The following is a 13,496-nucleotide window of genomic DNA, read 5'->3' on the forward strand; positions in this document are numbered from 1 at the left end:
CCTAGTTTGGAAGTCGCCTTTTTTGATGTTGTCGAAATACTACATATTGTGGTTAGTGTAAACAGATATATAGTTCCCAAAAATATAATCAATAATAAAAAGAATGTATTGGATAATTTTATTGTAACGGATTATAATCAATTCATCAAGTCAAGAAATAATGTGTTTATTCTGGCGAAGAAAGGAAAGAAAATATGACACAAGTAACGATTATTGGAGCAACAGGCTCACTCGGACGTGTAGTGACTAAGACACTATTAGAAGGAACAGATGTTCATTTGACACTTTTTTCCCGTTCGGCTGACCAATTGGCTGATCATCCACGTGTTGAAAAGATAGCAGGGTCAACAGCTGATAAGGAAGTCTTAGAAAAAGCGGTTAAAGGAGCAGACCTAGTCTTTGTAGCTCTTTCTGGAGATTTGCCAACCATGGCTCAGCAAATCATTGAAGCGATGACAAAGGTTGGCAGCAGAAGGCTTGTCTTTATTTCTTCCTATGGCATTTATGATGAGATTGATGGTGCGAGTCAAAATGGTACTGGTGTTCTAGCGCCTTATCGCAAAGCAGCCGATATAATTGAAGCTTCCATCCTAGACTATACCATTGTTCGTCCAGGGTGGTTTGATAACTCTAGCGACATATCCTACATCCTTTATCCAAAAGGTGAAACCATTTATGGCAATGATATTTCTCGTAAAGCCATTGCAGATTTGGTCAAAAGGATGGTTCAAGATCCAAGTTTTGGTGTCAAGGAGAATTGGGGCATTGTACGATAAAAGAGAGTGAAATGACATTAGATAATGAATAGAAAGTGTGTAAAAATGACAGAAGTAGTTGTGCTCATCGGAGCAGGAAGTATTGGACTTGCTATTGCTCGTCGTGTCAGTGCGGGAAAAACGAATCCTAGTTGCTGACCTTCGTCAAGAAAATGCAGAGCGTGTCGCTAAAATCTTACGTGAAGCAGGCTATAGCGTTGAAACAGCGACTGTTGATATTTCTGAACGTGACTCTGTTTACGCTCTTGCCGATAAAGCAAGGCAAATGGGTAGGATTAAATACCTCATCCATGCAGCAGGTGTGTCACCTTCCCAAGTGGATAAAGAAACGGTTCTTAGAGTTGACTTGTACGGCACCGCTCTTATTCTTGACATTTTTGGTGACATAGTCACTAAAGGTAGTAGCGCTGTTGTCATCTCTTCTCAATCTGGTTATCGTCTGCCAGCACTTGGCATTGAAAAGGATAATTTATTAGCAACAACGAAAGCAGAAAATTTACTAGATTTGGAGATGTTGTCAGACATTAGAGATAGTCTTGAAGCTTATCAATACGCTAAGCGTGGCAATGGGCTTCGTGTCCAAAGTCAAGCCGTTCATTGGGGTAAAAAAGGTGCTCGTATCAATACCATTAGTCCAGGCATTGTCATGACACCACTTGCTCTTGATGAATTAAATGGACCTCGAGGCGCTGGCTACAAAGCTATGATAGCAAAGACCGTCCAAGGGCGTGCTTGTACACCAGATGAAATCGGAGCGCTTGGGGAATTTCTTCTTAGAGAAACAGGAAGTTTTATCAACGGTTCTGACTTTCTCATGGATGGTGGAGTAACTGCCAACTATTGGTATGGTGATGTGGATGAAGTCAGGTAAAATCAAACTAAAAAGGACTCAGCCTTGTGTAGACAAAGCGAAGTCCTTTTTCTTAGTGTGATGATGCGCCAGATGTAGCGTCTGCTTGCGTGTCGCTTGCGTTGTGTCCACTATCTGAAGCACCAGAAGTGGCGTCACTTGTTGCAGCAGTAGGCGCAAATGGACTTGAGCCACCGACCAAGCGTTGTCCTGTAGTTTCGAGGTACCAGTCTAGCCACGGTTGGAAATTAAAGACAATTTCATTGATACCAGCGTAAGAGCCGTCTGGATAGTACCTGGCTTGGTAATTGTGCGTATTGATGACACCAGCTGGTGAGCCAGGGACAATGGTGCGCACGTATTCTTGGTTGCCATTACGCAGGGTTCCGATAACCCACTCGACATTTTTCATGCGGTTAGCAGGCAGGCTATTGTGAACGGTTGAGAGGCGACTACCTGATTGTGATGGCACACGCTTGGCTAGCATGGTGTCTGGGTCTTGGTGAGCGTTATTGTAGTATAAGAACTGGTTGTTATCATCGGCATAGGTCAATTCAAAGGGCATAGAGTTGAGGAACATGTTAATCTGGTCAACCGTGAGGATACCGTGATCCAGCTTGACATAAGTGTCTCCAGAGATAGCGCCTGTCAGCTCAGCTACCTTTTCCACCCACTCTGGATCATCAGGGTCAACCTCTGTTACAGTCGTTGCAATCGGATGGTTACAGTCCAAATCCTCTGGAGCAATCGGTTTTGGCTTTTGCAGTTTAGAGACCACCTCGACATACTTGACAAAGTTATCTAGGCAAGTCTCAAGAAAAGCGACCGTGCCTTCGCTCGTGATATTGCCATCATTGTCAAAAGCCTCTTTGGCTTTTCCAAGGAGAAATTCATTGCCAGGAAGAGTATAGGCGTTGACACCAGGGGCGTCAAGGATTTTGCGTAGGTGGACTTGTGCACGAGACGTTCCTTGGTCATAATAAGAAGCCCCCACAATCATAACAGGTTTATTTTCAAAAGGATGGGTTTCATAAGACAGCCACTCAAGGACGCTCTTGAGCGCAGCGGTGATGGTGTGGTTGTGCTAAGGTGTAGCAATGATGACACCGTCTGCACGAGTGATTTTATTGTTCAATAGGCGCAACTGAAAACTGTCCTTCCAGTTTTGGTCTTGGTTAAACATAGGAACATCAGCGATTTCCAAAACTTCAAGCTCAAATTTGTGCTTGAACTGCTTGCGAATAAACTCTAAGAGCATGCGATTGTATGACTGCTCTGCATTTGACCCAACAATACCTACAAATTTCATGATCTTCTCCTTTTTTATAATGTTTCCCAATCAAAGTTTTCAGCTTCTTGACGTAGAAGCGCTTGCGCATTGGAGAGTTTTCCTGCGATTTTGACAAAGAGGCGGAAGTCATCAAAGATGGCGTCCAATTTTTGCACAGTCTCCAAATCTTGAAGGTTGCCGTCCTTGTCGAAAGCCTGCAGAGAATGAGAGAGCAAGAACTCATCTGGCAGGACATTTGCCTTGAGTTCAGGAGCGTTGAGAATCTGGCGCAGCTGCAGCTGAGCACGAGACGAGCCAAGCGTTCCAAAGGACGCTCCAGTAATCATGATTGGTTTATTGAGCAGTGGGTAGATATCGTAAGATAACCAAGCAAGGGCATTCATCAAAACGGCAGGGATAGAGTGGTCATACTCGGGTGTGCTGATGATGACACCGTCTGCTTGCTCGATTTTTCCTGCGATTTCAAGCACGATGTCAGGGACTTGTTTATCAGCAGGTTTGTTAAAAACAGGCAAGTCCTTAATCTCAACCAGCTCAATCTCAGCCTTATCTACAAAGTGTTTTTGCATGTATTCTAAGAGTTGGCGGTTGGTTGACTTAGCCGAGTTTGTTCCGACAATTCCGATAAGTTTCATATCATTTCCTCAATTCTATAATCCTAAAAGTGATAAGGGATGAAGCGCTTCTCAAGACCACTTGAGACAATAGCACGCCCCTCCTTGGTCACTAAGATACCCTCAATGTGAGGTGTTTGTTTGATGGTTAGAAGCACCTCGTCAAGCGCTAGTCCAAAAAGTCTCGTCGTCCAAATCTCACAATCAAGCGACAGAGCAGACACAATGGTAAGACTTGAGAGAGGACTCTCGATAGGATAGCCTGACCTTTTGTCAAAGATGTGGTGGTAGTCCTTGCCATTTACGCTGAGATGTCGCTCGTAGATACCAGAAGTCACCACAGACCCCGATGTGATAGGGAGAACACCTAGGTGCACCCCTCTTTTTTGACTAGGCGCCTGAATACCGATGAACCACTCACCGCTTGGGCGCTTGGGATTGCTACCATAGACCAGTACGTTGCCACCGAGGTTAATCATAGCAGAGCTGACGTCTTGCTTAGCAAGAGTAGCCATGATAGTGTCTGCTATATAGCCTTTGGCAAGAGCACCGAGGTCAATTTTCATGCCTTTTTTGGCGAGAAAAACGCTGTGCTCTTTCTCGTCTAGGATGATATCTCTAGGGTCAGTCAGCGCTAGCGCCTGTGCCACTTCGCTCTTGTCAGGGACTTTAGCGTCGCTAAAGCCAATCCGCCAAGTCTGCACGACAGGACCTAGTGCGATGTTGAGATTGCTAGGACTCGCTAGACTATGCTTTTTGCCAATGGCAATCAAGCGATATAAATCTGGCTGCACTGAGATGCTTGAAATCCCTGCACTGTGGTTGACCGCCATCAGTTCAGAGTCATCGTCATTAGCACTAAAACGGTTTTTAAGGACAGTCAGTTGCTCGACAACTTCTTTCAGCTGTTTATCCGCTTGATGAGAGCAAATAGCAATGTCAATGACCGTTCCCATCATCTTGAGACGGCGGTTAGCATACACGAAAACACCTCCTTATACACTATATGATAGCGCTATCTTTTTAAAAATGTAAGCCTTTTCTGAATTTTTCTAAGACTGTTACAGCTGTTTTTAGGTCAAAAGAAAAACTGCTTTAATCAAGCAGCTTAGTTTTTCTTTTTCATCTCACCGTGTGGGTAGTAAGTGCCTTCTGGCATGTCATTGATAAAGACCTGGATAGCTTCTTTGGGCGCTTTAGCAATGCGTGAGACAACCTCAGTCACTTCACGAGCCAACTCGTCTTTTTGCTCCTGTGTGCGCCCTTCAAATAAATCAATTTTAACAAATGGCATGGTAGAACCAACTTTCTTTAGGATACAGATAACTGCTCAGCTTTATTGTATCATAAATCTAGTAGAAGCAGTAGCGAAAAATAACGTTCGTGTTTTATTGATATTTTGTATGAGATAATCTCTATTTATTGACAAAAGACAAAGAATATTCTACAATTGATAGTGGAAGGGTAATAAATTACCTAGCGATGTGATTTGTCACATAGGAAGGTCATTTTATGAATTTAGGAGTATCATATGTTAAATGACATCCCTGTTTTTGATTACGAAGATATCCAGCTAGTGCCAAACAAGTGTATCATCAAGAGTCGCTCTGAAGCGGATACTAGTGTTACACTTGGCAACTACAGCTTCAAGATGCCTATAGTTCCTGCCAATATGCAGACGATCATTGATGAAGCGATTGCGGAGGATTTGGCAAAAGAGGGTTACTTTTACATCATGCACCGCTTTGACGAGGAGGCACGTAAGCCCTTTATCAAGCGCATGCACGACAAGGGACTTATCGCTTCAATCTCTGTCGGTGTCAAGGACTACGAGTATGACTTTGTCAGCTCGCTCAAGGACGATGTGCCTGAGTTTATCACCATTGATATTGCGCATGGGCATGCAGACAGCGTGATTGAGATGATAAAGCATATCAAAAAAGAGTTGCCTGAGACTTTTGTCATCGCTGGCAATGTCGGCACACCGCAGGCGGTGCGTGATTTGGAAAATGCTGGCGCTGACGCTACAAAACTAGGCATTGGACCGGGGAAAGTCTGTATCACCAAGGTCAAGACTGGCTTTGGTACCGGTGGTTGGCAGTTGGCGGCTCTGCGTTGGTGTGCTAAGGCTGCTAGAAAGCCTATCATCGCTGACGGCGGTATCCGCACGCATGGAGATATTGCCAAGTCTATCCGCTTTGGAGCAACTATGGTCATGATTGGCTCACTTTTTGCAGGGCACCTAGAAAGCCCTGGTAAGTTGGTCGAAGTGGATGGCGAGCAGTACAAGGAGTACTACGGTTCAGCATCTGAGTATCAAAAGGGTGAACATAAAAATGTCGAGGGCAAGAAAATCCTGTTACCAGTCAAAGGACATCTCTCAGATACCCTGACGGAAATGCAGCAAGACCTTCAAAGCTCCATCTCCTACGCTGGAGGACGTGACCTTGAGAGTCTACGTCATGTCGACTATGTTATCGTCAAAAATTCCATTTGGAATGGCGACTCGATTTAAAAATAAAGCTGGGCAAGTCCCAGCTTTATTTTACTGATAAAAGGCAGGAAAGGCTTTTTCCAAGTCAGCATCTGCCTCAGCTAGGACCTCCTCTCTAGAGCGTACAGAAGTGCCCTGTGCTCTCACAAGGTGAAAGGCGTCAAAACCCATGATTTCTTGGAAAATGCCACGGATATAGTTGGGTGCAAAATCAAGAGCTGTGTATCGGTCTCGATTGGTGTAGACAGAGCCACTGGCAAGCAGCAAAAGCACTTGATAATCATCACTCATAAGCCCAACAGAGCCATTTTCCGTGTACTTAAAGGTCTCTCTAGCAATCAAAATGTTGTCGATGTAGTCTTTCATGCGTGAGGTCACGTTGAAATTATGCAGAGGAGAGACGATGACAATGCGGTGGTGGCCTTTAAATTGCTCTAACAGGGCTTGCGATTGCTGAGCTAGGCTGGCTTCGCTGTCTGTCAAAGGAAGATTATCCGCTTGCTTTTGCCAAATGCCAAGCAACTCATCCTGCTTGATACGTGGGATTGTTTCCTCATAGAGATTTAAAATGGTCAGGTCTTCGCGCGGAAATTGCGCCCTGTACTTATCAAGAAATTTTTCTTGCAAGTAGGCACTATAGCTCGTTTTATTGTTAAAATCTGGGTGGGCATTGATAAGTAAGGTTTTCATTTTGTGTTCTCCTTTTTCTTTTGATATACTTATCATAACAGAAAATGGTGTCAAAATATGACACCAATAAGGAAAGAAAAGATGAAAAAATCAGAACGCCTCAACCAAGAGCTTATATTCCTCTCAGAACGCCCCTTTTTCCAGCTCAAAGACCTCATGGCGGAGTTTGAGATTTCAAAGCGAACGGCTCTGCGAGACATGACGGCATTAGAGGAGATGGGCTTAGCTTTTTATACCGAGACTGGCAAAAACGGTGGCTATCATCTGGTGCAAAAGAGCCTGCTAGCGCCTGTTTATTTTACACAAGATGACTTGACCATGATTTTTTATGCTCTTCAGTCCTTGAGGAGACTGTCTGTGACGCCGTTTGACAAAAGTTATCCGCAGATTTTTGAAAAACTGCTAGCTTCTTTGTCCAAAAGGCAGAAGGACTATGTTTTAAAGATTTTAGATGTCCTAGAATTTTACGACATCCCAGTGATTTCATCCAGTACATTTTTGAGACAATTGCTAGAAGCGACGATCAATGAGCAGTTGTTATGGATTGATTACCAGCAAAAGGAGCGTTTGCAGCAAGTCATCCAAATCTAAACGGTCTTTTATCGCAGTGGTATCTGTTTTTTGAAGCTTATGTGGTGGATGAGGCGAGGTGGAAAATTTATCGTGTGGATTGTCTCTTAGCCTGCGAGAAAGCAGACAATCAAGAAAAATGGCAAAGTCGCAAAGAGCTCGCTCAGTCTTTCACCGCTTTTTATCAAGACTATCTGGACACGCCGTTTAAATGTGAGGTAGACACTGCAGGCAAGGAGCATTTTCTAAAAGGAGCTTATCGGGATATGAAGCTCCAGGAAGAAAGCGATAAAAGCTACATTGTCGGGCGTTTTAATCGTGAAGAGTTAGATTATCTAGTGCATTATCTCCTCACTTTTGGGGAGCATGTGACGGTGATGGAGCCTGCCTTTTTACGTGAGGCTTATCTGGAGAAACTGTGTGTTATCATGAAGCGCTATCAATAACACTTTTTTGTCATCTTGCAATATAAGTGTTGAAATGATACAATAAGAAGATCATAAGTTAGTGACCCTATAAAAACCTTATTTATGTTGAGAATGGGCTCAACGTTTCTACAAGGCACCGTAAATGCCTAACAATGAGGTAGCTTAGTCTACTGGTAGAATGCACAATGAGGTTAAGGATTCCTTAGCCTTTTTTACTTTTTTGGAGGAAAAATGAAATTATTAGAAGACCGTATTGTCAAAGACGGCAGCATTTTGAGTGACACTGTTTTAAAAGTGGACAGCTTTTTGACCCACCAAGTGGATACTGGCTTGATGAAAGAGATTGGGAAAGTCTTTTCAGACGCTTACAAAGACGCTGGTATTACAAAGATTGTCACTATTGAAGCCTCAGGGATTGCCCCAGCGCTCTATACTGCAGAGACCATGCAGGTACCGATGATTTTTGCTAAAAAAGCCAAAAACATCACCATGACAGAGGGCATTTTAAGTGCTGACGTTTATTCATTTACCAAACAAACCACTAGCCAAGTCTCTATTGCTAGCAAGTTTTTAAGTCAAGATGATGTGGTCTTGATTGTGGATGATATTTTGGCAAATGGTCAGGCAGCTAAAGGCTTGATTAGTATCATCGAGCAGGCTGGCGCCAAGGTAGCTGGTGTCGGCATTGTCATTGAGAAATCCTTCCAAGACGGGCGTCAGTTCTTAGAAAAAGAGGGCGTTCGAGTGACTTCGCTAGCACGTTTGCAGTCGCTTGAAAACGGTCAAATCACCTTCATGGAGGCAGATGCGTAAGATGGAACTCAACGAACAAAAACATTCTCAAGCTGCCATTTTAGGATTGCAACATTTGCTTGCTATGTACTCTGGCTCCATTCTAGTGCCTATCATGATTGCCTCAGCGCTCAACTACTCATCGGAGCAGTTGACCTATCTCATCTCGACGGATATTTTCATGTGCGGGATAGCGACATTCCTCCAAGTGCAGTTGCGTAAGCACTTTGGTGTGGGGCTACCAGTCGTTTTAGGGGTTGCCTTTCAGTCGGTAGCGCCCCTGTCTATCATCGGAGCTAAGCACGGTAGTGGAACCATGTTTGGTGCTCTTATAGCATCTGGTATCTTTGTCATTGTCATTGCTGGTGTCTTTTCAAAAATCGCTCAGTTTTTCCCGCCGATTGTGACAGGTTCTGTCATCACTACCATTGGTTTGACGCTTATCTCAGTCGCTGTTGGCAATATGGGAGACAATGCCAAGTCACCGAGTGCTACGAGCTTGGTTTTATCTCTTCTAACGATTGCTATTATTTTGTTGCTACATAAGTTTACCACTGGTTTTATCAAGTCTATTTCGATTTTGATCGGTTTGATTGTAGGGACTGTGGTGGCTGCTTTCATGGGTCTAGTTGATTTTTCAGCGGTAGCAGAAGCGCCTATCGTCCATGTACCGAGACCATTTTACTTTGGTATGCCAAAGTTTGAGTTGTCATCTATTGTCATGATGTGTATCATCGCAGTGGTGTCCTTGGTTGAGTCGACAGGTGTTTATCTCGCTCTTGCTGACATCACAGGAGAGACACTTGATAGCAAGCGTCTTAGAAACGGTTACCGTGCCGAAGGATTTGCCGTTTTACTTGGCGGTATTTTCAATACCTTCCCATACACAGGTTTCTCACAAAATGTCGGCTTGGTGCAACTCTCTGGTATCCGCACACGCCGCCCAATCTACTACACAGCGCTGTTCCTTGTTATTCTAGGTTTGCTTCCAAAATTCGGGGCGCTAGCGCAGATGATTCCAAGTCCAGTGCTTGGTGGCGGTATGCTGGTCATGTTTGGGATGGTATCTGTCCAAGGGATTCAAATCCTCAACAGCGTTGATTTCAAAAATAATGAGCACAATCTCATCATCGCAGCCGTTTCGATCGCTGCAGGTGTTGGCTTTAACGGCACCAACCTCTTTAATAGCCTACCAACCAATGCCCAAATGTTCTTGACAAACGGTATTGTCATTGCAACACTGTGCTCCATTACACTAAACCTACTCTTTAACGGCAAAGAGTCCAAATAATAGAAATTAAAAAATTAAAAGCGTTAGGACTTCTTCAGTCTTAGCGCTTTTAGTATGGATTTTTACAAAATATTAGGTCAGTTGACTAAAAATACTTGACAAAACGCTTGATATACTATCTATATCAAGGCTTGACTTTACAGCCAAGCCTTTCTAAAAGTAGGTGAAAAAGGAGAAAATCATGGAGAAACGTCTTTTAAAGACTGCAACAGCTGGTTTGGTAGTCGCATTGGGAGCAACCTCATCAATTGTACTAATACAGTAAAAATTGATGAGGTTGAAAACATACCATCTGATACTGGTGGGAAAGTGGTTGAAAACAGTCAAGAAAACTGCGATGAAGCTAAATTACAATTGGTTTTTGACCTTATGGCACTGGAGAGTGTTCTTGATTTGCTCGTTTTTATGCTAGAATATCTTTAGTGTCAGCAGATAGTAGTAGGAATAAACATCAAAAGATAAAACACTTCTTATTAAGGAGGTGTTTTTGTCTTGTACGGTTGAGAGGTTTTTATCTGTATAGAGTAGCACGACAGCGTCTTTTTTGATATAATAGACGAGATCATATTAGAAGGTGAGAATGAGCGTTTTGGCACAACTCTACTATAAGTATGGTACCATGAATTCTGGTAAGACCATTGAAATTTTAAAAGTAGCGCACAACTATGAGGAACAGGGAAAGCCTGTCGTTATCATGACGAGTGCTCTAGACAAACGGGATGGCGTTGGGATTGTCTCGAGTCGTATCGGCATGCGCCGTGAGGCGATTCCAATCTCAAATGAGACTGACATTATCAGCTTAGTGGCAAGATTACCTAAAAAGCCTTATTGTGTTTTGATTGACGAGTGTCAGTTTTTGAGCAAGCAAAATGTCTATGACTTGGCACACTTGGTAGATGAGTATGACATTCCTGTCATGGCATTCGGGCTTAAAAATGATTTTCAAAATGAGCTTTTTGAAGGGTCAAAATACCTCTTGCTTTTGGCAGACAAGATTGAAGAGATTAAAACCATTTGCCAATTTTGCTCTAAAAAGGCAACCATGGTCTTGCGTACGGAAAATGGCAAGCCTGTTTACCACGGTGAGCAAATCCAAATCGGTGGCAATGAGACCTATATCCCTGTTTGTCGCAGGCATTATTTTCACCCTGACTTAGACCAGCCGCTCAACACAACTAACAGCTAAGGAGACTACAGAACCAATGAATATCTACGATCAACTGCAAGCCGTTGAAGATCGCTATGAGGAGCTTGGCGAATTGCTCAGTGACCCTGAGGTCGTCTCAGATACCAAGCGTTTTATGGCTTTGTCAAAAGAAGAAGCAAGCACTCGTGAAACCGTTGCGGTTTACCGTGACTACAAAAAGGTTCTGCAAAACATCACAGACGCCGAAGAGATGATTAAGGACGCTTCTGGTGATAGCGAACTAGAGGAAATGGCAAAAGAAGAGCTCAAAGAAGCCAAAGCTGCAAAAGAAGAATACGAAGAAAAACTCAAGATTTTGCTATTGCCAAAAGATCCAAATGACGACAAGAACATCATCCTTGAAATCCGTGGCGCAGCAGGTGGGGATGAAGCTGCTCTCTTTGCCGGAGATCTTCTCAACATGTACCAAAAATACGCTGAAAGCCAAGGCTGGCGCTTTGAGGTCATGGAGACATCAGTCAACGGTGTCGGCGGTATCAAAGAAGTGGTCGCTATGGTCTCAGGACAATCGGTCTATTCAAAACTCAAGTATGAGAGCGGTGCGCACCGTGTGCAGCGTGTGCCTGTGACCGAGAGCCAAGGGCGTGTCCACACCTCAACAGCGACTGTTCTTGTCATGCCTGAAATCGAAGAAGTCGAGTACGACATTGATCCCAAAGACCTGCGTATCGATATCTACCACGCTTCTGGTGCTGGTGGACAAAATGTCAATAAAGTGGCGACTGCCGTGCGTATCGTCCACTTGCCAACCAATATCAAGGTGGAAATGCAGGAAGAACGTACGCAGCAGAAAAACCGTGACAAGGCGATGAAGATTATCCGTGCACGTGTGGCAGACCACTTTGCCCAAATCGCTCAAGATGAGCAAGATGCTGAGCGTAAGTCGACAGTCGGTACAGGAGACCGCTCGGAACGTATCCGTACTTACAATTTCCCACAAAACCGTGTGACGGATCATCGCATTGGCTTAACGCTGCAAAAACTGGACAGTATTTTGTCTGGTAAGCTCGATGAGGTCATTGATGCGCTTGTCCTCTACGACCAAACGCAAAAACTAGAAAAGCTCAATCAATGATGAATTACGCACAAGCTTTTGAGCACTATCAGCAAAAACTAGCTGCTATCGGCGAGGAGAGTGAAGCGCTAGCCTTTGTCTTTAAGGAGCAAAAAAGCTGGTCAACGCTTGACTATCTCTTAGCGCAAAATCAAGCCATTTCTGAGAGTGACCTTGTGCTTCTTGAGGCTATCTATAGCCAGCTTGCTAGCCACAAGCCTGCTCAGTATATCTTGGGTTATGCGTCCTTTTGCGATATGACGCTTCGTGTGGATGAGCGTGTCCTCATTCCTCGACCTGAGACTGAGGAGCTGGTTGAGCTGATACTGGCTGAAAATCCAGACACAGCTTGTAGGGTCTTGGACATTGGTACAGGTAGCGGAGCTATTGCTTTGGCACTGAAAAAAAGACGTCCAAACTGGCAGGTCACTGCCAGCGACCTCTCGCAGGCTGCTCTTGGTGTAGCACAGCAAAATGCCAAGAATTTGGTGCTTGATATGAACTTTGTCCATTCAGACGTTTTTAGCGCTATTCAGGGTTCATTTGATATTATCGTGTCCAATCCGCCCTACATAGCTGAGAGTGATAAGGATGAGGTGGGGATCAATGTCCTCACATCAGAGCCGCATAGTGCTCTCTTTGCACAAGAAGATGGCTACGCTATTTATCGGCAAATCATCGAGCAAGCAAGTAACTACCTCACAGCTAAGGGCAAGCTCTACTTTGAGATTGGCTATAAGCAGGGGAAGGGGCTTGCAGAGATGGTGCAAAAGCACTTGCCAAAGGCAAGGGTGCGTGTGATTCAAGATATGTTTGGCAAGGATAGGATGGTGGCAGTAGATGATGTCTCAATTGAGGATTGAGCTAGAAGAAAAGCGAGCGGTTGTTCTGCCGACAGAGACGGTCTATGGTCTTTTTGCCAAGGCGCTAGATGAAGAGACTGTAGACTATGTCTATCAGCTCAAAAAACGCCCACGTGACAAGGCAATGAACCTAAATGTCAGCTCTTTTGATGAGATTTTGACTTATTCGTCTCATCAGCCTGCTTTTTTCAAAAAGCTCTACGATGCTTTTTTGCCGGGTCCTTTGACGATTATCTTGCAAGCCAATGAAAGAGTGCCAGCTTGGATAAACTCAGGCTATGATACGGTCGGCTTTAGAGTCCCTAGTCATCCAAAGACGCTTGAGCTTATCCAAAAGGAAGGTCCCTTAATAGGTCCGTCTGCTAACATTTCTGGTAAGAAAAGCGGCACGGTATTTGAGGATATCATGGCGGAGTTTGACCATCAAGTCTTAGGTTATGAGGACGACTCGGCAATCACTGGTAAGGACTCGACCATTCTAGACATCTCGCAAAAAAAAGCAAAGATTTTACGGCAAGGTATGATTACCAAAGAACAGTTGTTAGAGGCGGTTCCTGAACTCACTTTTGATTAAGA

The 13,496-nt window shown here is 44.1% G+C and carries 15 protein-coding genes, 2 pseudogenes and 1 riboswitch; of the genes and pseudogenes, 12 read left to right on the plus strand and 5 right to left on the minus strand.

The window, feature by feature from the left end; genetic code table 11:
- The 3 genes and pseudogenes from AALA56_RS06240 to AALA56_RS06250 form a co-directional block, all read left to right on the plus strand.
- On the plus strand, nucleotides 1–198 hold a 198-nt coding region (locus AALA56_RS06240; RefSeq protein ID WP_369909247.1), incomplete at its 5' end, for a hypothetical protein.
- Nucleotides 195–776 (plus strand): NAD(P)H-binding protein, encoded by a 582-nt coding sequence (locus AALA56_RS06245; protein WP_369909248.1) that lies wholly within the window; start codon nucleotides 195–197, stop codon nucleotides 774–776. The genes AALA56_RS06240 and AALA56_RS06245, both read left to right, overlap by 4 nt.
- Before the next feature lie 45 nt (nucleotides 777–821).
- Nucleotides 822–1,647, plus strand: a pseudogene (locus AALA56_RS06250) (SDR family oxidoreductase).
- Between the two features lie 52 nt (nucleotides 1,648–1,699).
- Here the strand turns inward: AALA56_RS06250 and AALA56_RS06255 are convergent.
- The 4 genes and pseudogenes from AALA56_RS06255 to AALA56_RS06270 form a co-directional block, all read right to left on the minus strand.
- Nucleotides 1,700–2,935 (minus strand): annotated as a pseudogene (locus tag AALA56_RS06255) (NAD(P)H-dependent oxidoreductase).
- Nucleotides 2,936–2,949: 14 nt separating this feature from the next.
- A complete protein-coding gene (locus AALA56_RS06260; RefSeq protein WP_369909249.1) occupies nucleotides 2,950–3,552 on the minus strand; it encodes an NADPH-dependent FMN reductase in 603 nt (200 codons plus the stop codon).
- Nucleotides 3,553–3,575: 23 nt separating this feature from the next.
- Entirely contained in the window at nucleotides 3,576–4,514 is a 939-nt protein-coding gene (locus AALA56_RS06265; protein WP_369909250.1) for an FAD:protein FMN transferase, read from the minus strand.
- A 125-nt stretch (nucleotides 4,515–4,639) separates the two neighbouring features.
- Nucleotides 4,640–4,825, minus strand: a complete 186-nt coding sequence (locus tag AALA56_RS06270) for a 4-oxalocrotonate tautomerase (protein ID WP_369909252.1) — start codon at nucleotides 4,823–4,825, stop codon at nucleotides 4,640–4,642.
- Nucleotides 4,826–5,062: 237 nt separating this feature from the next.
- Between AALA56_RS06270 and guaC the strand changes: the two genes are divergently transcribed.
- Nucleotides 5,063–6,046, plus strand: a complete 984-nt coding sequence (gene guaC, locus AALA56_RS06275; protein ID WP_369909253.1) for a GMP reductase — start codon at nucleotides 5,063–5,065, stop codon at nucleotides 6,044–6,046.
- A gap of 30 nt (nucleotides 6,047–6,076) precedes the next feature.
- On the opposite strand, the gene AALA56_RS06280 is transcribed toward guaC, so the two are convergent.
- Nucleotides 6,077–6,715, minus strand: a complete 639-nt coding sequence (locus tag AALA56_RS06280; protein WP_369909255.1) for an FMN-dependent NADH-azoreductase — start codon at nucleotides 6,713–6,715, stop codon at nucleotides 6,077–6,079.
- An 81-nt stretch (nucleotides 6,716–6,796) separates the two neighbouring features.
- Here AALA56_RS06280 and AALA56_RS06285 point away from each other — a divergent pair, with 81 nt between their 5' ends.
- From AALA56_RS06285 to AALA56_RS06320, 8 genes are all read left to right on the plus strand, one after another.
- Complete coding sequence (locus AALA56_RS06285) at nucleotides 6,797–7,306, plus strand: helix-turn-helix transcriptional regulator (protein WP_369909257.1); 510 nt, start codon at nucleotides 6,797–6,799, stop codon at nucleotides 7,304–7,306.
- A gap of 74 nt (nucleotides 7,307–7,380) precedes the next feature.
- Complete coding sequence (locus tag AALA56_RS06290; protein WP_369909258.1) at nucleotides 7,381–7,731, plus strand: WYL domain-containing protein; 351 nt, start codon at nucleotides 7,381–7,383, stop codon at nucleotides 7,729–7,731.
- Between the two features lie 58 nt (nucleotides 7,732–7,789).
- A riboswitch (purine riboswitch) is annotated at nucleotides 7,790–7,886 on the plus strand.
- Between the two features lie 58 nt (nucleotides 7,887–7,944).
- Nucleotides 7,945–8,526: a xanthine phosphoribosyltransferase gene (locus tag AALA56_RS06295; RefSeq protein ID WP_369909259.1), complete on the plus strand. Its 582-nt coding sequence runs from the start codon at nucleotides 7,945–7,947 to the stop codon at nucleotides 8,524–8,526.
- Nucleotides 8,519–9,796 carry a nucleobase:cation symporter-2 family protein gene (locus AALA56_RS06300; RefSeq protein WP_369909260.1) on the plus strand — a complete coding sequence of 426 codons (1,278 nt, stop codon included), beginning with the start codon at nucleotides 8,519–8,521 and terminating at the stop codon, nucleotides 9,794–9,796. The genes AALA56_RS06295 and AALA56_RS06300 overlap by 8 nt, the downstream gene beginning before the upstream one ends.
- A gap of 589 nt (nucleotides 9,797–10,385) precedes the next feature.
- Nucleotides 10,386–10,982 (plus strand): thymidine kinase, encoded by a 597-nt coding sequence (locus AALA56_RS06305; protein ID WP_369909281.1) that lies wholly within the window; start codon nucleotides 10,386–10,388, stop codon nucleotides 10,980–10,982.
- A gap of 16 nt (nucleotides 10,983–10,998) precedes the next feature.
- A complete protein-coding gene (prfA, locus tag AALA56_RS06310) occupies nucleotides 10,999–12,078 on the plus strand; it encodes a peptide chain release factor 1 (protein ID WP_369909261.1) in 1,080 nt (359 codons plus the stop codon).
- Entirely contained in the window at nucleotides 12,078–12,920 is an 843-nt protein-coding gene (prmC, locus tag AALA56_RS06315) for a peptide chain release factor N(5)-glutamine methyltransferase (RefSeq protein ID WP_369909282.1), read from the plus strand. The genes prfA and prmC overlap by 1 nt, the downstream gene beginning before the upstream one ends.
- A complete protein-coding gene (locus AALA56_RS06320; protein WP_369909262.1) occupies nucleotides 12,898–13,494 on the plus strand; it encodes an L-threonylcarbamoyladenylate synthase in 597 nt (198 codons plus the stop codon). Before prmC ends, AALA56_RS06320 begins: the two co-directional genes overlap by 23 nt.
- Nucleotides 13,495–13,496 lie beyond the last annotated feature (2 nt).

The organism is Streptococcus hyointestinalis, from assembly GCF_041225505.1.
GTDB classification, from domain to species: domain Bacteria; phylum Bacillota; class Bacilli; order Lactobacillales; family Streptococcaceae; genus Streptococcus; species Streptococcus hyointestinalis_B.

Excerpts from the sequence above, each read along its gene's own strand:
- guaC (WP_369909253.1), top strand. The coding sequence starts at position 5,063 with ATGTTAAATGACATCCCTGTTTTTGATTACGAAGATATCCAGCTAGTG.
- prmC (WP_369909282.1), top strand. The coding sequence starts at position 12,078 with ATGAATTACGCACAAGCTTTTGAGCACTATCAGCAAAAACTAGCTGCT.
- AALA56_RS06280 (WP_369909255.1), bottom strand. The coding sequence starts at position 6,715 with ATGAAAACCTTACTTATCAATGCCCACCCAGATTTTAACAATAAAACG.
- AALA56_RS06295 (WP_369909259.1), top strand. The coding sequence starts at position 7,945 with ATGAAATTATTAGAAGACCGTATTGTCAAAGACGGCAGCATTTTGAGT.
- AALA56_RS06300 (WP_369909260.1), top strand. The coding sequence starts at position 8,519 with ATGCGTAAGATGGAACTCAACGAACAAAAACATTCTCAAGCTGCCATT.
- prfA (WP_369909261.1), top strand. The coding sequence starts at position 10,999 with ATGAATATCTACGATCAACTGCAAGCCGTTGAAGATCGCTATGAGGAG.
- AALA56_RS06245 (WP_369909248.1), top strand. The coding sequence starts at position 195 with ATGACACAAGTAACGATTATTGGAGCAACAGGCTCACTCGGACGTGTA.
- AALA56_RS06285 (WP_369909257.1), top strand. The coding sequence starts at position 6,797 with ATGAAAAAATCAGAACGCCTCAACCAAGAGCTTATATTCCTCTCAGAA.
- AALA56_RS06320 (WP_369909262.1), top strand. The coding sequence starts at position 12,898 with ATGATGTCTCAATTGAGGATTGAGCTAGAAGAAAAGCGAGCGGTTGTT.
- AALA56_RS06260 (WP_369909249.1), bottom strand. The coding sequence starts at position 3,552 with ATGAAACTTATCGGAATTGTCGGAACAAACTCGGCTAAGTCAACCAAC.
- AALA56_RS06270 (WP_369909252.1), bottom strand. The coding sequence starts at position 4,825 with ATGCCATTTGTTAAAATTGATTTATTTGAAGGGCGCACACAGGAGCAA.